Source organism: Mesorhizobium sp. M0771, from assembly GCF_040320155.1.
Lineage (GTDB): Bacteria > Pseudomonadota > Alphaproteobacteria > Rhizobiales > Rhizobiaceae > Mesorhizobium.
This window is the reverse complement of the sequence record NZ_JAMYPC010000024.1, coordinates 17,073-34,871: the sequence shown is the minus strand read 5'-3', so window position 1 is coordinate 34,871 and position 17,799 is coordinate 17,073. Positions and strand designations below refer to the sequence as shown.

The window sequence follows — 17,799 nt, the reverse complement described above, 5'->3', positions numbered from 1 at the left end:
GCAATTCTGGCGGTGCTATCGGCCGGATGGACGGTTCGGTCAACAGCAGTGGCTCGGCGCGGATTGTCGCTGCGCTGCGATCCTTCGCATCCCCCGACTATCGCCGTAATCGACCAGCGCAGCAATTTCAGGCAATCTCACCGATAAGGCGCTCCAAGGGGAGATGGGCGCCGCCTAGGGAGGATCGCCATGAGCAAAATGCCGCGTTATGAGGATGCCGTTCAGCGCTTTCGCATCGAAGATGAGATCGCCCGGCTGTATGGCAACCCTAGAACCGGCATCAATGCCTATGTCGAATGCTGCGGCCGCTACACCGGACAAAACCGGCTGGCGCTGCGCGCGATCTCGGCCGGCGGCGAGCTTCGCGAATTCAGCTTCGACGATCTCGCCGACATGTCCGGGCGCGCCGCCAATGTGCTCAAGGCCGCCGGCGTCGGTGCCGGCGATGTCGTCGCCGGCATGCTGCCGCGCGTCCCCGAACTGGTGGCGCTGATCCTCGGGACGTGGCGCATCGGCGCGGTCTACCAGCCGCTGTTCACCGCCTTCGGTCCGAAAGCCATCGAGCACCGCCTCGGCTATAGCGGCGCCAGGATCGTGGTGACCAACCCGGCCAATCGCGGCAAGCTCGACGAGGTCGAGACATCAGCGCAAATCGCCACCATCCTTGGCAATGGCGGTGAGCTACCTGCAGGCGACATCGATTTCCGCGCCGCGCTTGCCGCCGCCTCGCCCGAGTGCCAGCCGGTGATGCGCAAGGGCGACGACTTGTTCATGATGATGTCGACGTCGGGAACGACCGGCCTGCCCAAGGGCGTGCCGGTGCCGCTTCGCGCCCTGCTCGCCTTCGGCGCCTATATGCGCGACGCGATCGGCTTGCTGCCCGACGACATCTTCTGGAACATCGCCGACCCCGGCTGGGCCTACGGCCTCTATTACGCCATCACCGGCCCGTTGCAGCTCGGCATCGCCACGACCTTCTATGAAGGCGCCTTCAACGCCAAGAGCACTTACGACATCATCGAGCGGCTCGGCGTCACCAGCCTTGCCGGCTCGCCGACCGCCTATCGCCTGCTGATGGCGGAAGGCGCGGAAGCTGCGGCCCGTGTCAAAGGCAGACTGCGCGTGGTGAGCAGCGCCGGCGAGCCGCTCAACCCGGAAGTCATCCGCTGGTTCGACGCAAATCTCGCCGCGCCCATTCACGACCATTACGGCCAGACCGAGAACGGCATGATGGTCAACAACCATCATGGGCTCTCGCACGTCGTGCGCGTGGGCTCGGCCGGCTTCGCAATGCCCGGATATCGCATGGTGGTATTGGACGAGGCCGGCAACGAGCTCGGCCCCAACCAGCCCGGCATCCTCGCCGTCGACATCGCGAAGTCGCCGCTGCGCTGGTTCGACGGCTATCACCAAGCCGAGACGCCAGCGATCACGGGCGGCTACTACCGCACCGGCGACACGGTGGAGTACGAGCCGGACGGTTCGGTCTCCTTCATCGGCCGCGCCGACGATGTCATCACTTCGGCCGGCTATCGCATCGGCCCGTTCGACGTCGAAAGCGCGCTGATCGAGCATCCGGCGGTCAACGAGGCGGCTGTCGTCGGCGTGCCCGATCCGCAGCGCACCGAGATCGTCAAGGCCTTCGTCGTCCTGGCGCCGGCTTACAAGGGCAATTCGGAGCTCGCCGAAGAGCTGGCCCAGCACGTCAAGAAACGGCTGTCGGCGCACGCCTACCCGCGCGAGGTCGAGTTCATCACGGAACTGCCGAAGACCCCAAGCGGCAAGATCCAGCGCTTCCTGCTGAGGAAGGCGGAGGTGGAGAAGCGCAAGGCGTGATTAGGCGCCAATCTCCCCCCTCGAGGGGGAGATGTCGCCGAAGGCGACAGAGGGGGTCGTTGCGCGTGAAGCGCTAACGTCGTCTCGCGCTGCAAAAGGAGTCAGCGCTTCAAGCGCAACGACGCCTCTGGCCTGCCGGCCATCTCCTTCCTCAAGGGGGCAGCTCCAACGCCGTCTTTTTTCAGCCCAATGTTGTCATGTATCCTTGGAATCGAACGTAGAGCAGGGTTTATATCATGCGGTGGGTCTGGACGTTTCTGTTTGCGCTGGTGAGCAGCGTGGCTTTCGCGGCCTCGCCGGAGGACGACTATGTCGCCGCGCGTGACAAGGCGATTGCTGATATCGCGGCGCTGAACAGTGCGAACGCGGCAATCGAGACCATCGACGCTGAGAACGAGAAGGCGCTGGCCGACCTCCAGCAGCGTCTTGCCGGCATTATCGGGCCGCTGGCGGTCAAGGACTTTCCGCCAACCGGCACAATCAATATCGAAAGCCTCAGCGACTCCGATATCGGCTATGGCATGCTCGATGGGCTGCGATACACCAAGGGCGACGACGGCCCCAGCCTGGTGGCAACGACGCGAGGGCTGCTGGAGCGCTGGCTCCAGTCCAGAACCGCCGAGACCGACGAAAGTTTCAAACTGCCCGCCGGCATCGATGAGGCGCTTAAGCTCGATGCCTTCTATACCCAGGCGATCAACAGCGACGCCGCCTTCGAGGGAACGCTCGACTTTCCATTGAAGAAACCCGAAGGCGCCGACATCGCCTTCGCACGGCTCGGCGGCTGGACGCAGGACGTCGGGCCGATCTATGAGCAGGAAGTCGTCGTTACGCTCGTCAAAGGCAACAGCGTGAGAATTATCGCAGCGCCGGCAGCCCCTGCCGTTCCGAAGATCGCCGCCTGCGACGCCGTGTGGGCTGCTGCGGACGCCGCCGCGCAGAAATTCCAGGAGGCCTACCAGGCATCGGACCTGAAGGACGAAAAAGCGTTCGAGTCCTCCAACGCCGCCTGGGACAAGGGCGACAGCGACTACCGGGCCTGCATGGCGCAGCGCCTGCCGGCTGACCCGGCTTTCCCGGCGCTGCTCGCCCAGGCGCAGGCGCTGGCCGATCAAATGGCTGGGAAGTAAGCCTCCCGCAAGGGCCCGCGCGGCAAGATCAGGCGGCTTGTTGCAATCTGAGGCGAATATGACTTCGCCGCTGGGTTGCAGAACGCTGCAACCTGGCGTCCTACTTTCGGACACTCATTCAGATTTCGGCTGGACCCTGGCAGCCAAAAGCTTACCGTTTGTTCTCGGATTCGTCTCGAAGCTCAAACTTAAGCTTTAGCTACTATGGTCGACCGAAGGACTACTGTCCTGGAAAGGTCTTCGGATCGAGTTGGCAGGTGCAATGCTCAATTCCGGCCGGTTGAAACGGGCCGTTTTTTCTTCCGCCAACTTGCCGGCGGCGATTGCCTTTGTCGTGCTTCTCGTCTGCGCCCTGGTTGCCGACCAGAGGAACAGAGAGGTCTCCGATCAGCTGGCGCGCGCCGACGTCCTGGCCAAGGTCAACATCATACGCGCCAAGCTCGAAGGCAACATAGGCGGCAATCTCCAGCTGGTTCAGGGTCTCGTTTCGACAATCGTTACCGAGCCCTATATGGGCCAGCAAAGATTTGCGGCACTCGCCCGTAATCTGTTCGAGCAAAAATCGCAGTTGCGCGATATTGCCGGCGCCCCCGACCTCGTCATCGCGCTGATGTATCCGCTGGAAGGCAATGAAAAAGCCATCGGGCTGGACTACCGCAAGAGCGATACGCAACGCATGGCCGCGCTTCGCGCCCGTGACCAGCGCGCGCTGGTGCTCGCCGGGCCGGTCAAACTGGCGCAAGGCGGACGTGGCTTCATCGGCCGTATCCCGGTCTTCGTGCCGACGGCGGGTGGCGGCGACCGTTTCTGGGGTATCGTCTCGGCCGTGATCGATGTCGATCGGCTCTACGCTGCCAGCGGACTGACCGACCCTGATCTGGATATCGATGTGGCGCTTATCGGCAAGGATGCGCTCGGCGGCGGCGGGGAACTGTTCTTCGGCGGCGATAATGTCGTGTCCGGCAATCCGGTGATGGCAGAGGTGCAATTGCCTTCAGGCTCCTGGCAAATTTCAGCCATACCGAAGGGCGGCTGGCCGACCGCTCCGAAAAATGAGTGGCTGTTGCGTCTGCTCATGGCGCTTGCCGGCGCGCTGGTGGTGCTGCCGATCCTCGTGGCAGGACGTCTTTTCGGTGAGCGGCAGAAAAGTGACGCCGAGTTGAGGCGCCTGTCCCGGCGGCTGGAGCTGGCGTTGGAAGCCTCTGCTATAGGCGTGTGGGAGCACGATACCGTCAGCAACGAACTCGTATGGGACGACCGCATCAACGAAATCTATGGCAAACCCGGCGGCGGCAAGACCCGTAGCTATGACGACTGGGCGCTGGCGATCCATCCCCAAGACTTCGAACGGGCTAAAGCAGATTTCGATTCGGCTGTTGCAACACAAGGCCCCTACTCTTCGCAGTATCGGCTCCTGCGGCCGGACGGCACCATTCGCCATGTGCGCACCCGCGCCAGTTTCTTCCGGGACATCGACGGCACGCCAAAAATGATCGGCGCCGAATGGGATGTGACAGGCGACGTGCTGCTCAACGAGAATCTCGTGCGTGAACGTCGCCTTTCAGAATCGAAAAATGCCGAACTGAACCTGGCCAAAGCCCGCATCGAGCATGTCGCGATGCATGATTCGCTGACCGGTCTGCCCAACCGTCGGTATCTGGACGAGATGCTTGCCGAAAACCGCGAAGCCGACGGCCGTGCGGCGTTGCTGCATCTCGACCTTGACCGGTTCAAGCAGATCAACGACACGCTCGGCCATGCAGCGGGCGATGCATTGCTGGTGCATGCTTCGAAAGTCATCAAGGCCAGCGTCGGCAGTGCCGATTTCGTTGCGCGCATCGGCGGCGACGAGTTTGTCGTGCTGAGCCATGGACGCGACGACAAGGAACTCGCCGCGCTGGCCGACCACATTATCGATGCGATGCGCCAGCCGGTCGACTATCTGGGTCACCAGTGCCGGTTCGGCGTCAGCATCGGCATTGCGGCCAATAGCGGCGTCGATGCAAGGCAGTTGCTTGTCAATGCCGATCTGGCGCTGTACCGGGCGAAAGGCCGCGGCCGCAACCGCTACGAGTTTTTCAACGAAGAGCTGCAGAGCGAGATCGTGCGGACCAAGCAGACCGCCGACGAGATTCTGGGCGGGCTCGAGCGGAACGAATTCATCGTCTACTATCAGCCGCAGTTCGACGCCAAGACGCTGGAGATCGTCGGCGTCGAGGCGCTGTCGCGTTGGGATCATCCGCAACGCGGCATGCTGACCCCCGACGCCTACATCAAGGTGGCTGAGGAACTCAATGTCGTGGCGCTTATCGACCGCACCGTCCTGGAGCAGGCGCTCGATAGTTTTGAGCGTTGGTCGCGCAGCCACCTCAACATCCCGCGCGTCTCGGTCAACGTTTCCGCACGGCGCCTGGAAGACAGGGACCTGATCAAGGGTTTGCGCAAGCTTCCGATCAAGGAAGGGACCGTGTCGTTCGAACTGGTGGAGTCGATTTTCCTCGACGAAAACGACGAGCTGGTCAGCTGGAACATCGAACACATCAAGGGGCTCGGCATCGACGTCGAGATCGACGATTTCGGCACCGGGCATGCCTCGATCGTCTCGCTGTTGAAGTTGCGGCCCCGTCGCCTCAAGATCGACCGCCAGCTGGTCACCCCCATCACCAGCTCAACCGCACAGCGGCAGCTTGTGTCGTCCATCATCGACATCGGCAAGTCGCTCGGGATCGAAGTGATCGCCGAGGGCGTCGAGACGATGGAGCACGCGCGCATCCTGAAAGAGCTTGGCTGCGACATCCTGCAAGGCTTCCTGTTCGGCTACCCGATGGATGCCAAAGCCTTCAAGGCCTTCGCGCAGTCGCGCAAATGGCTGGCGGCGAGCTGACAAATCCTGGCTTTGCTGGACGCAAATGCGGACGCAGGACCTGCGTCAGGTCCGCAGCCCCGGCGCCTCGTGCCCGGTCCTCTCCACATATTCGGTATAGCCGCCGCCATAGGTGTGGATGCCTTCTGGCGTCAGTTCCAGCACGCGGTTGGAGAGTGCGGCCAGGAAATGGCGGTCGTGCGAGACGAACAGCATGGTGCCTTCGTATTGCGACAGCGCCGTGATCAGCATCTCCTTGGTCGCGATGTCGAGGTGGTTGGTCGGCTCGTCGAGCACCAGAAGATTGGGCGGATCGAACAGCATCAGCGCCATCACCAGGCGCGCCTTTTCGCCGCCTGACAGAACCCGGCATTTCTTCTCGATCTCGTCGCCGGAAAAGCCGAAGCAGCCGGCGAGTGCCCTGAGCGGCGCCTGGCCGGCTTGCGGAAACGCGTCCTCCAGCGTCTGGAACACGGTGCGTTCGCCCTCCAACACCTCCATGGCGTGCTGGGCGAAATAGCCCATTTTCACACTCGGCCCCCGAGCAACTGTGCCGGCATCCGGGTCAGACGCGCCGGCCACCAGCTTCAGCAGTGTCGACTTGCCGGCGCCGTTGACGCCCATGATGCACCAGCGCTCGCGGCGGCGGACCTGGAAGTCCAGCCCCTCATAGATCGAGCGGCTGCCATAGCCCTTGTGGACGTTCTTCAGCGTCACGACATCCTCGCCGCAGCGCGGCGCCGGCTGAAAATCGAAATTCACGATCTGACGGCGCTTGGGCGGCTCGACACGATCGATCTTGTCGAGCTTCTTCACCCGGCTCTGCACCTGGGCGGCGTGTGACGCCCGCGCCTTGAAGCGCTCGATGAAAGCGATCTCCTTGGCCAGCATGGCCTGCTGGCGCTCGAACTGCGCCTGCTGCTGCTTGTCGGCGATCGCCCGCTGCTGCTGGTAGAATTCGTAATTGCCGGAATAGGCGGTGAGCGAACCGGCGTCGATCTCGACCACCTTGTTGACGATGCGGTTCATGAACTCGCGGTCGTGCGAGGTCATCAGCAGCGCGCCCTCATAACCTTTCAGGAACTGCTCCAGCCAGATCAGGCTTTCGAGATCGAGATGGTTGGACGGTTCGTCGAGCAGCATGACGTCGGGCCGCATCAACAGGATGCGGGCCAGCGCCACGCGCATCTTCCAGCCGCCGGACAGCTTGCCGACATCGCCATCCATCATTTCCTGGCTGAAGCCCAGGCCGTCCAGCACTTCGCGGGCGCGGCCATCGAGCGCATAGCCGTCGAGCTCTTCGAAACGATGCTGCGCCTCACCGTACTTCTCGATGACCTCCTCCATCCGGTCGGCCTGTTCGGGGTCGGCCATGGCCGCCTCGAGTTCGGCCATTTCGGCCGCCACGTCGCTGACCGGCCCGGCGCCGTTCATCACTTCGGCCACAGCACTATGGCCCGCCATGTCGCCGACATCCTGGCTGAAATAGCCGATGGTGACGCCGCGATCGACCTGCACCTGGCCCTCGTCGGGCTGCTCCTGGCCGGTGATCATGCGAAACAGCGTCGTCTTGCCGGCGCCGTTCGGCCCGACAAGGCCGACCTTCTCGCCCTTCTGTAGCGAGGCCGAGGCCTCGATGAAGACAAGCTGGCGGCCGTTCTGCTTGCTGATGCTTTCAAGACGGATCATGAGGCGGTCCGGGGGAGTTGGTGCAAAGTTGAGGGATTTGCCCGGGGCCATACGCGAATGAGCGCAAGGAGGAAAGAGGCAGAAGCGCCACAGATGGTGGCGAGGACCCGTCATCGCGCCCGAAACAAAAATCCAGCGATTGTCGAAAACCGCCCTCGCGGAACGACATTGGCACGGCGGCCTGCATGGCCCCCAAACAGCGACACCAACAGGCAGGAATATGACGATGGCCAAGATGCTCGTGATCTACAAAACCCCGGCTGATCCGGAGGCGTTCGACCGGCACTATTTCGAGGTTCATGTGCCGCTGGCCAAGAAGCTTCCCGGACTGCGGCGCTACGAAATCAGCAGGCGGCCCATCATCAAGCGCTCGGCGGGCGAGATTCCGTATCTGGTCGGGACACTCTATTTCGACAGCCTCGCCGATATGCAGAGCGCATTTGCCACCGAAATCGGCATTGCCTGCGCCGCTGACCGGCGTATACTCGCCCCAGGAGACGATGACTTGACGATGCTCCTGTTCGACGTCGACCAAGTGTGAATCTTAGCCGATCTCGGAGTGGAACGAAGGAGCCGCGCCGAAGCGGACGACGTTACTTCGCGTCGTGGAAGATGATTCCCACCGTATGCCGCCGTCCCGAGCGCAGGCGGCTGACGCCGTGCCGGAGATTGACGCGGTAGTGCCCTTTCGTACCTTGCACCGGGCGATTGTGGACAGCAAAGATCACTGCATCGCCCCGGGTCAGCGGCACCACTTCGGCACGGCTTTGCATGCGCGGGCGCTGCTCGGTCAGCACGAATTCGCCGCCGGTGAAATCCTCGCCCGGCTGCGACAACAGGATCGCGACCTGCAGGGGAAAAGCGAGGTCGCCATAGAGATCCTGGTGGAGGCAGTTGAAGTCGCCGGGGCCATATTGGAGGAGAAGCGGCGTCGGCCGCGTTTGGCCGCCTTCGTGGCAAAGCTGGAGGAAGGCGGCGTGGTCATCGGGATAGCGCCGTGCCGCGCCCATGCGATCGTTCCAGTCGTTCGCGACGCCGGCCAGCCTGGGATAGAGCGCGGTGCGCAGGCCACCGACCAGATCCGGCAGCGGATAGCGGAAATAGCGGTACTCGCCCTTGCCGAAGCCATGGCGGGCCATCACCACATGGCTGCGGAAATGGTCCTCATGCGGATAGAGACCGGCGATCTCGGCGCACTCCTCGGGTGCAAGCAACGCCGGCATGACGGCGCTGCCGTGGCTGTTCAGTTCGCCGATCAGAGCACTCCAGTCCTGCGCTGCGACGCGCGCTTCGGCCGAATGGGCTGCGCGTTTGGTGCTTATCGAATGGATGGTCATGGATGCCTCCTTTGCTTGCGGTCAAAGTGGGGCGAACGAGGCGCCTGGGCCACCCGATTCCTGCGATGAACATTGTCATCTGCTGCCGGCAGCGATTAACTGTGTACATGCATCTTTCGATCGAACCGCTAAATGGCGTCAAAGGGCTTCCTCTCGGATCGTCTAAGGCGACTGTCAGATCCTTCTTTTCAGGAGAGCTCAAGGTCTTTCGGCGGAGCCCAACCAGCGTTCCGGCCGACTATTGGCCGGACCTTGGAGTATTCGCCTATTACAAGGCCGATGGCGCACTCGAAGCGCTAGAATTCACCTCGCCTGCGATCTTGGAACTGGGTGGCGCGTCGCTGTTTCCGATTTCCATGGAGGTTGCGCTGAGGTTCTTGAGACAAACCGACCCCAATGTGAAGGTCGAGATCGATAGCGCGATTTCGAATGCTCTCGGCATCAGCATCTGGACAGCCATAGGAAAAGAAGCGGACTCCCAGGTGGAAACACTTTTGCTGTTTGGAGCCGGCTACTACGGCTGATCCTTCCGGGCGATATCCACTGCAGATCGACTGCGTATCGATCGCATCAGACCGGATCGGCACCCTTGCGGCGATACGCCTCCAACTCAGGGTCCAGATCGACCCTCACCGCGTTTGTGAACAGGCAGGTCGCCACCATGATGCCGGCGAAGGCGACGAGGTTGACCAGCAGTGTGTCGGCGTAGCTAGCCTTGAGTGCCGCCCAGACATCGTCGGGAACGGCGTTGGTATCGGCAGCGACTGCCTTGCCGAATTCGATCAGCAAAGCTTCTTCAGCGCTGGGCTCGATCGCCTCGGGATCAAGACCGCTGTCGATCAGCGCGCGGCGGAAGAAGGTAAGCGGTATCTCGGCGCGGCATCTCTCGGAGATCGCCAGCGACAACAGCCAGACAGCGCGGTCGTCGAGTGCGGGCTTGAGCAGATCGCGCAGGGTGAACCATTCGGCATAGATGCGGTGGGCCGCCGGTGAATGCAGCAGGATGCGCTTCATGTTGGTCATGCGTCCGCGCAGGCCAAGCTCCCTGTCGTGCTCGGCGCGGATGTCTTGCGATGCCGAGGCGTAGTCGATCGGCGGGATCATGGCCATGGGACGGTCCTTGGTTGGTGGTAGCGAGGCATTCTGCGACACCCTCACCCAAGCGTCGTATGCAATTGCGGCGCGGCGCGCAGCGTGTTGGACACCGTGCAGATCGCTTCGGCGTCCTCGACGATCCGCTGCTTGGTCGCAGCGTCGAGATCGCCTGAGATGTCGAGCCTGATGTTGAGCCTTTCGACGCGCGACGGCTCGTCCTTGGCCGTCTCGCCGCTGACCTCGGCGCGCACCTCGCCAAGCTCGGCGGCGACGCCGAGGCGTGAGGCGGCGATGCGCGCGCTCAGCACCATGCAGGCGGCGAGCGAGGCGTAGAGCAGGTCGAGCGGATTGAAGCCCGGCGCGCTGACGGCGGTGACGACATCGACTGCACCGCCGGTCGGAGTGGTGATGGAAGGCAAGCCGCCGGGCTGCAGCGTCGCCGTCGCGCCGGTGACGCGGGTCCTGACCTTCAACTCAGCCATCGCAAAAACCTTTCAGCCGGCAGCCCGGCAAAGATCAGGGGCACTGTGGCGCGCACACGAGTGCGATTTGCACACGCGTTGCGGTGCCGAACAACATGCATGTGATTAGACACGACCGGCAAACAGGTGCCTACTGCATTGTCCATGGGGATGCGGATAACCGAGGAGAGGCCCATGATTGCGCTCAATGTAAACGGCGAGGATCGCAGTGTCGACGTGCCGGACGATATGCCATTGCTGTGGGTGCTGCGCGATGTCATCGGCCTGACCGGCACGAAGTTCGGTTGCGGCATCGCCCAGTGCGGCGCCTGCACGGTGCAGCTTGACGGGCAACCGGTGCGATCCTGCGTGATGCCGGTCGCGTCGGTTGGGTCGCGCCATGTCACCACCGTCGAGGCGATCGGTGCGACGCCGGCGGGCAAAAAAGTGCAACAGGCATGGCTCGACCTTGAAGTGATCCAGTGCGGCTATTGCCAGTCCGGCCAGATCATGTCGGCCTCGGCGCTGCTGGAGCGCAACCCCGACCCGAGCGACAGCGATATCGACGCCGCCATGTCCGGCAATATCTGCAGGTGCGGCACCTACACGCGAATAAGAGCGGCCATAAAACAGGCCGCGAAGGCCTGAGGGAGATAGCCAGCCATGAGCAAGCCGTCCTCCTCCCCCACCCAAAAATTCACCTCGCGCCGTGCCTTCCTGCAGGGCAGCGGCCTTCTGCTCGGCTTCACCATGCTGGGCGCCGGCACCAGGCCCGGTTTTGCCGCCGCCGAGCCCGTCGAGGGCGACGTCACCGCCGCCTTTTCACCCGATGCCTTTATCCGCATCGACAGCGACGGCAAGATCACTTTCATCCTGCCCAACATCGAGATGGGACAAGGCACCCACACCGGCGAAGCGACGCTGATTGCCGAGGAACTGGAAGTCGGCCTCGACCAGGTGAAGGTCGTCGACGCACCGCCCAACGACAAGCTGTACGCCACCGCTGCGCTTGGCGGCCAGGCAACGGGCGGCTCAACCTCGATGCGGGCTACCTGGGAATCGCTGCGCAAGGCAGGCGCCGTTGCCCGCACGATGCTGGTTGCGGCAGCAGCCGCGCAATGGGCGGTTCCGATTTCGGAATGCAGCGCCAAGCTTGGCGTGGTCACGCATCTGCCGACAGGCCGGCAGCTGGCCTATGGCGCGCTCGCCGACGCGGCCGGCAAGCAACCGGTGCCGAGCGACGTCAAGCTCAAGGCCCCCAAGGATTTCCAGCTGATCGGCAAGTCGCTGCGCCGGGTCGACACGGCGGGCAAGGTCAATGGCGCAGTGGTCTACGGCATCGATGTGCGCGTGCCCGGCATGAAGGTGGCGACGGTCGCCGCCTGTCCGGTGATCGGCGGCAAGCTCGGCGATGTGGACGAGACGGCGGCACGCGCCGTCCCAGGCGTGCGCGATATCGTCAGGCTGGACAATGCGGTCGCCGTGATCGGCGATCATTTCTGGGCGGCCAAGAAAGGCCTCGAGGCCCTCACCATCACCTGGGACGAAGGCGCCAACGCCAGGCTTTCAAGCGCCGATATGATGAACACGCTGAAGGCTGCGTCCAAAAACAAGACACCGATCATGGCGCGCCAGGAAGGCGACGTCGCCGGCGCGCTGAAGGCTGCCGTCAACACGGTCGAGGCAAGCTATGAGCTGCCGTTCCTGGCCCATGCGCCGATGGAGCCGATCAACTGCGTCGTGCATGTGCGCACTGATGAATGCGAGATCTGGCTCGGCACCCAGGTGCCCACCCAGGCGCAAGGCTGGGCGGCACAGGTCACGGGCTTCCCGCTCGACAAGATCATCGTGCACAATCACCTGATCGGCGGCGGTTTCCGGCCGCCGGCTTGTCGCCGAATATGTCGGCCAGGCGGTGGCGATCGCCAAACAGGTGAGGTACCCGGTCAAGGTCATCTGGACGCGTGAAGAAGACATCCAGCACGATCTCTACCGGCCGACCTACTACGACCGGATATCAGCCCGTCTCGGCGCCGACGGCTTGCCAACGGTGTGGATCGACCATGTCGCCGGCGATTCGGTGTTGGGTAATTACATCGCCGGCGGCTGGCCGCAGGACAAGCTTGACGACGATGCCGTCGAGGGCGCCGCCAAACCGCCCTATGATCTGCCGGTCATCCAGGTCGACTGGGTGCGCGAGGACCCACCGGTGCCGATCACCTGGTGGCGCGGCGTCGGACCGACGCACAATGTCTTCGTGGTCGAAAGTTTCATGGACGAACTCGCCAATGCGGTGGGCAGGGATCCGGTAGAGTATCGCCGGGCGCTGACGAAGAACCAGCCGCGGGCCGCAGGCGTGCTCGAGCTTGCGGCCGAAAAGTCGGGCTGGGGCTCGCCGCTTCCGGCCGGCAGCGGCCGCGGCATTTCCCAGCACGATGCCTTCGGCAGCTTCATGGCCGCGGTGCTGGAAATCTCGGTGTCAGCGGCCGGCGAGATTACGCTGCAGCGCGCGGTGGTGGCCGTCGATTGCGGCATCGCCATCAACCCAAACACGGTCGAAGCCCAGATCGAAGGCGGGTTGATCTTCGGCCTGTCGACGGCGCTCTACAGCGGCATCACTTTCAGCAATGGCCGCGTCGACCAGAGCAATTTTCACGACTACCGCATCCTGCGCAACAATGAAGCGCCGAAGATCGAGGTCTATCACGTCAAGAGCCTGGAATCGCCCGGCGGCATCGGCGAGACGGCAACGGTTTCGGCCGGCCCCGCCCTTGCCAACGCGATCTTTGCCGCGACGGGAAAACGCCTGCGCAGCCTGCCCATCGACCGCAACCAGCTGAAGAGCGACGGCGCCGACAAGACCAGCGTGTCGATGGTGCCGCCGCCCTCAGCACCCTTGCTGGCGGTGCTGGCGAACAGCAGGGAGCGCCCGGAGACCGGCATCGAAACCGAAGCCGAAGCGCTGTGAGGGCCAGACCATGAGAAGCTTGGTCCGCATCCTCCTCGCTGTCGTGGTCGTCATCGCCGCCGGCGTTGCGATCTTCCTGTTCAAACCGGCGTCGCTGCCGGACGCCTCCGTGGCGGCGGCGAAACTGCCGACCGGTCAGGCGCTGATCGATCGCGGCGAATATCTGACGCGCGCCGCCGATTGCGTCGCCTGCCATACAAACGGCGGCGGCACGCCCTATGCCGGGGGCCTTGCCTTCAAACTGCCGTTCGGCACCGTCTATTCCCCAAACATCACCGCCGACAAGGAAACCGGCATCGGCGACTGGAGCGACGCGGAGTTCGCGCGTGCCTTGCATCAGGGCATCGACAAGCAAGGCCGCAATCTCTATCCGGCCTTTTCCTATGCGGCCTACGCCAGGATGACCACGGAAGATGCGCTGGCGATCAAGGCCTATCTGTTCAGCCTGCCGCCGGTGCACGCCGAGGCGCCGAAGAACGATCTGAGTTTTCCGTTCAACCAGCGTTATGTCCTGCGGTTCTGGAACCTGTTGTTCGTTCCCGACGGTCCGTTGCCGCAAGACGAAAAGCAGAGCGCGGAATGGAACCGCGGCGCCTATCTCACCGAAGCAATGGCGCATTGCGGCGAATGCCACACGCCACGCAACCTGCTCTATGGGCTCGATAACAGCAAGAAATTCGCCGGCGCCGAATTGCAGGGCTGGGAGGCCTACAACATCAGTTCGGACAAGACGACCGGCATCGGCAGCTGGAGCGATGAGCAGTTGTCCAACTATCTGTCCAAGGGTCATGCGGAAGGGCGTGGTGCGGCCACCGGCAGCATGGGCGAAGCCGTCGACTACAGCCTGCGCCATTTGACGCCGGAAGACATCAAGGCGATCGTCACTTACGTAAAAACCGTGCCGCCGCAATTCAGCAGCGACAAGGCGATCGTCGAAGCGGAGCCGCCGGCAACACTGACGACGTCCATCGCCTACGCTCCGTCTGCCGATTCAGTAGCGCAAGGCGGGCTCGGCCTGAAGCTGTTCCAGGGCGCCTGTGCCAGCTGTCACGGATGGAACGGCGAAGGGCTGCAGACACCTTATGCGGCGCTGCGCGGCAGCCGCACGGTCAATGACCCCGATGGCACAAACCTCATCCAGGTCATCCTGAAGGGCGCGCATATGACGACGCCGCTCGGCAAGCAGGCGATGCCGGCTTTCGCCAATGCCTATTCGAATGTCGAGATCGCGGCGCTCGGCAACTATGTGCTGGCGCATTTCGGCGGCAAGCAATCCGCCATCACACCGGCCGACGTGGCCAAAGCGCGGGCGCAGTGAGGACGGCGGTGAAGCCCGATCTCACCGCCCGCGCAAGATGTGTTTCTGAATCTTGCCGGAGGCGGTGCGCGGCAACGCGTCGGTGAGCAGGAATTCCTTCGGCACCTTGTAGCGGGCGATGCGAGCCGCACAGTGCGCCGCGAGCGCCGCCGGATCGAGGACGCAGCCAGCCTTCAGCACGACGAAGGCGCGGCCGACCTCGCCCCAGCGCTGGTCGGCGATGCCGATGACGGCGACGTCCGAAATGTCGGGATGATCGAGCAGCGCCATCTCGACCTCGGCTGGATAGACGTTCTCGCCGCCCGAAATGAACATGTCCTTGCGGCGGTCGACGAGGGTGACGAAACCATCTTCGTCGCGGCGCGCAATGTCGCCGGTGCGGAACCAGCCATCCGATGTAAAGGCCTGCGCCGTCTCATCGGGCCGGTTCCAGTAGCCCGGCGTGACATTGGGGCCTGACAGCCATATCTCACCCGGCTCGCCGGCTGCGGCGTCGTGGCCATCTTCGTCGACGATGCGCAGCGACAAAGACGGCGCCGGCAGGCCGGCGGAGCCGGCCTTGCGGGCGATCTGGTGTGCCTCGACCGGCATGCCGAGCACGGTGCCGGCTTAGGTCATGCCGAAGCCGTCGACCATGCGCACGCCCTGCTCCAGCCACCAAAGGATGTCGGCGGCGGGATTGGGCGCGCCACCGGTAAAGATGGCCGTCAGCGTGGTCCAGTTCGCCGGCGCGAACGCGGTGCCGTCGCGCAGCATCCGTGCCATTTGCGGGACGCAGAAATAGTGGGTGACGCCGAGGTCCGGGTCTGCCAGACGGCGGTTGGTGAGGCCGGCCTCGAAGCCGGACGAGATCAGCACCGTGCCGCCCTGCAGCAAGGGCGGACGCAGGCTGGTGATGAGGCCGATGACATGGAACATCGGCGCGTCGCAGAGGAAGATGCTGGAATTGCCGACGCGGCCGAGCACGCCGAAATTGACCGCGGTGGCGAACGCATTGGCCTCGGTCAGGATGACACCCTTGGGCCGGCCCGATGTGCCGGAGGTGTAGAGGATGATCGACGGTACATCGCCCGCCGGCAAAGCGCGTCGTAGCGCGGGCGCTTGCGCTTCGGCCGCCGTGGCAAAGGCCCTGACCTCCACAGGTACACAGCCTTTTGGCAGCGCCGTAATCAGCGCCGCGTCGTGCAGCAGCAGCACCGGCTCGCAATCGGCCAGGACCGCCTGCTGCTCGACGGCGGAAAGGCGCCAGTTGACCGGCACGAAGATGGCGCCGAGCCGCATGGCCGCCTGCTGCAGGATCAGCAGGTCGGCGCTGTTGCGGGCGACGGTGGCGATGCGCTGCCCAGGTTCGATGCCGTAGCCGCTCCCGAGCACGCCGACGGCGCGCTGGATAGCCTCGTCGAGCCCGCGATACGTCCAACGCCGCCCGGAAGCCAGGTCGACGCAAGCGAGGCGCTCGGGCTGCGTCGCGGCATGCAAGGCCACGGGATCGGGCGTCGTCCAGGCCGGCATCTCGCTTCTCCTCCCCGATTGGATATTGGCTGATCACCTCGCCTTGTCATAGGCGCCGAGCCCGGGCTTGTAGCTCTTTTCGTCGATGAACTGGCGGATGCCTTCCTTGCGGCCGTCATTGTCGTAGGAATTGGCCGCTTCCTGCGCGCGCACCAGATAGTCCTCGGCATTGTCATAGGTCATCTCGCCGACGCGGCGGATGGCGTCCTTTGTCGCCTTCAGCGCCACCGGGTTTTTCTTCAGCAGGATGTTCGCCACCTCGGTAACTCGTGGCTTCAACTCCGCCAGCGGCAGGCTTTCATTGACCAGCTTCCAGGCCGCCGCCTTCCTGCCGTGGATCAACTCACCGGTCAGCGCGTGGTACATGGCGTCGCGCATCGACAGGAGATCGACCACCACCTTGGTGGCGCCGCCGCCGGGCAGGATACCCCAGTTGATCTCCGACAGAGCGAACTGCGCCTCGTCGGCGGCGAAAGCGAGGTCGCAGGCAAACAGCGGGCCGTAGCCGCCGCCAAAGCACCAGCCATTGACCATGGCAATGGTCGGCTTGCGATACCAGCGCAGTCGCCGCCACCAGCCATAGGCCTCGCCTTGCGCCTTGCGGACGGCGCCCAGCCCCTTGGCCTCGGTCTCGCGAAAATACTCCTTGAGGTCCATGCCCGCCGACCACGCACTGCCCTCGCCCGACAGCACCAGCACGCCGACATCATCGCGGTATTCCAGCTGGTCGAGCACCTCCATCATGCGCCGGTTGAGCGCCGGGTTCATGCAATTTCGTTTTTCAGGCCGGTTGAAGCGCACCCAGGCGATGCCGTCCTCGATGTCGAAGGCAACGGTCTCTTCGGTCATGGCAACTCTCCTCCCGCTTGCGTTCCTGTGTGGCGGGGAGAAGAGTTGTGCTCTTCCCCTGCATCAATCGCTATGTGACATAGCTTTTAGAATTGCTATGTTGCATAGTCTTTTTTGCTTGACAAGAACCTTGGTCGCAGCGATCGGTTGCAGCATGGACGAGACATCGGACCGCAGCGGCAAGGTGGCTGGGGTGGCGCCTGAAGACAGGCTCGACGCACAGATCGGCTACAATCTGCGGCGAGCTTCGACCCTGGCGCTCAATGATTTCACCGCCGAGATGGCCGATGCCTCACTGCGCCCGGTCACCTACGGCATGCTGGCGCTGATCGACGAACGGCCCGGCATCAGCGCCGCCGAGCTTTGCCGCCGGCTGGGCATGAAAAGCGCCAACATGGCGCCGCTGCTGGCCGAACTCGAGGAGCGCGGGCTGGTCGAGCGCGATGACCATGCGCAGGACAGGCGCATGCAGGTGCTCGCTCTGACCAAGGCAGCCAAAGCCGCAATGCCTGCATGGCGGCTCAAAGTGCGCAACCACGAGGACCGGTTCCTGCAACGGCTGACGAAAAAAGATCGGGCAACGCTGCAGCGGCTATTGCGGCTGATCTGGGCCGACGAAATCGATTGATATTTAAGCCTATACCGCTGACGCACTGATCGGATGGCTGGCGTTCGGCGTTAAAGTGCGGTCGACAACTGGCGGCAGATAAACATTGGCAAAAATCGCCGATGCGATTGAAA

General features: G+C 63.5%; 15 protein-coding genes and 1 pseudogene. 10 read left to right on the top strand and 6 right to left on the bottom strand.

What is annotated here, in order from left to right; all coding sequences use genetic code 11:
- Positions 1-189: 189 nt before the first annotated feature.
- The 3 genes from NKI05_RS27650 to NKI05_RS27640 all read left to right on the top strand — a co-directional run bounded on the left by NKI05_RS27650 (position 190) and on the right by NKI05_RS27640 (position 5,850).
- Complete coding sequence (locus NKI05_RS27650) at positions 190-1,836, top strand: acyl-CoA synthetase (protein ID WP_023828910.1); 1,647 nt, start codon at positions 190-192, stop codon at positions 1,834-1,836.
- A 236-nt stretch (positions 1,837-2,072) separates the two neighbouring features.
- Positions 2,073-2,966, top strand: coding sequence for a hypothetical protein (locus tag NKI05_RS27645; RefSeq protein ID WP_023814882.1), 894 nt, complete (start codon positions 2,073-2,075; stop codon positions 2,964-2,966).
- A 262-nt stretch (positions 2,967-3,228) separates the two neighbouring features.
- Positions 3,229-5,850 carry a bifunctional diguanylate cyclase/phosphodiesterase gene (locus tag NKI05_RS27640; protein ID WP_031205202.1) on the top strand — a complete coding sequence of 874 codons (2,622 nt, stop codon included), beginning with the start codon at positions 3,229-3,231 and terminating at the stop codon, positions 5,848-5,850.
- 45 nt (positions 5,851-5,895) lie between these two features.
- Here the strand turns inward: NKI05_RS27640 and NKI05_RS27635 are convergent, their stop codons facing one another.
- Positions 5,896-7,518, bottom strand: a complete 1,623-nt coding sequence (locus tag NKI05_RS27635) for an ABC-F family ATP-binding cassette domain-containing protein (protein WP_023705196.1) — start codon at positions 7,516-7,518, stop codon at positions 5,896-5,898.
- A 226-nt stretch (positions 7,519-7,744) separates the two neighbouring features.
- Between NKI05_RS27635 and NKI05_RS27630 the strand changes: the two genes are divergently transcribed.
- Positions 7,745-8,059, top strand: a complete 315-nt coding sequence (locus NKI05_RS27630; RefSeq protein ID WP_023814884.1) for an EthD family reductase — start codon at positions 7,745-7,747, stop codon at positions 8,057-8,059.
- Between the two features lie 52 nt (positions 8,060-8,111).
- Here NKI05_RS27630 and NKI05_RS27625 read toward each other — a convergent pair whose 3' ends face one another.
- Positions 8,112-8,855 (bottom strand): 2OG-Fe(II) oxygenase, encoded by a 744-nt coding sequence (locus NKI05_RS27625; RefSeq protein ID WP_023705198.1) that lies wholly within the window; start codon positions 8,853-8,855, stop codon positions 8,112-8,114.
- A 65-nt stretch (positions 8,856-8,920) separates the two neighbouring features.
- Between NKI05_RS27625 and NKI05_RS27620 the strand changes: the two genes are divergently transcribed.
- Positions 8,921-9,379: a hypothetical protein gene (locus NKI05_RS27620; RefSeq protein WP_050586866.1), complete on the top strand. Its 459-nt coding sequence runs from the start codon at positions 8,921-8,923 to the stop codon at positions 9,377-9,379.
- A 46-nt stretch (positions 9,380-9,425) separates the two neighbouring features.
- On the opposite strand, the gene NKI05_RS27615 is transcribed toward NKI05_RS27620, so the two are convergent.
- Both NKI05_RS27615 and NKI05_RS27610 read right to left on the bottom strand, forming a co-directional pair.
- On the bottom strand, positions 9,426-9,965 hold the full coding sequence (locus tag NKI05_RS27615; RefSeq protein ID WP_023814885.1) for a carboxymuconolactone decarboxylase family protein: 540 nt from the start codon (positions 9,963-9,965) through the stop codon (positions 9,426-9,428).
- 44 nt (positions 9,966-10,009) lie between these two features.
- Entirely contained in the window at positions 10,010-10,432 is a 423-nt protein-coding gene (locus NKI05_RS27610; RefSeq protein WP_023814886.1) for an OsmC family protein, read from the bottom strand.
- 174 nt (positions 10,433-10,606) lie between these two features.
- Between NKI05_RS27610 and NKI05_RS27605 the strand changes: the two genes are divergently transcribed.
- The 4 genes from NKI05_RS27605 to NKI05_RS27590 are packed head-to-tail and all read left to right on the top strand — an operon-like array spanning position 10,607 to position 14,697.
- The gene (locus tag NKI05_RS27605) at positions 10,607-11,059 is read left to right on the top strand and encodes a (2Fe-2S)-binding protein (protein ID WP_352764342.1); all 453 of its coding nucleotides are present in this window, start codon (positions 10,607-10,609) and stop codon (positions 11,057-11,059) included.
- A 15-nt stretch (positions 11,060-11,074) separates the two neighbouring features.
- Positions 11,075-12,379 (top strand): molybdopterin cofactor-binding domain-containing protein, encoded by a 1,305-nt coding sequence (locus NKI05_RS27600; protein ID WP_348626195.1) that lies wholly within the window; start codon positions 11,075-11,077, stop codon positions 12,377-12,379.
- The gene (locus tag NKI05_RS27595) at positions 12,327-13,379 is read left to right on the top strand and encodes a xanthine dehydrogenase family protein molybdopterin-binding subunit (RefSeq protein WP_352793678.1); all 1,053 of its coding nucleotides are present in this window, start codon (positions 12,327-12,329) and stop codon (positions 13,377-13,379) included. Before NKI05_RS27600 ends, NKI05_RS27595 begins: the two co-directional genes overlap by 53 nt.
- A gap of 10 nt (positions 13,380-13,389) precedes the next feature.
- Complete coding sequence (locus NKI05_RS27590) at positions 13,390-14,697, top strand: c-type cytochrome (RefSeq protein ID WP_023814887.1); 1,308 nt, start codon at positions 13,390-13,392, stop codon at positions 14,695-14,697.
- Between the two features lie 21 nt (positions 14,698-14,718).
- On the opposite strand, the pseudogene NKI05_RS27580 reads toward NKI05_RS27590, so the two are convergent.
- A pseudogene (locus NKI05_RS27580) lies at positions 14,719-16,209 on the bottom strand (AMP-binding protein).
- 33 nt (positions 16,210-16,242) lie between these two features.
- Positions 16,243-17,058, bottom strand: coding sequence for a p-hydroxycinnamoyl CoA hydratase/lyase (locus tag NKI05_RS27575; RefSeq protein WP_023814889.1), 816 nt, complete (start codon positions 17,056-17,058; stop codon positions 16,243-16,245).
- A gap of 154 nt (positions 17,059-17,212) precedes the next feature.
- Between NKI05_RS27575 and NKI05_RS27570 the strand changes: the two genes are divergently transcribed.
- The gene (locus tag NKI05_RS27570) at positions 17,213-17,686 is read left to right on the top strand and encodes a MarR family winged helix-turn-helix transcriptional regulator (RefSeq protein WP_023814890.1); all 474 of its coding nucleotides are present in this window, start codon (positions 17,213-17,215) and stop codon (positions 17,684-17,686) included.
- Positions 17,687-17,799: the final 113 nt, after the last annotated feature.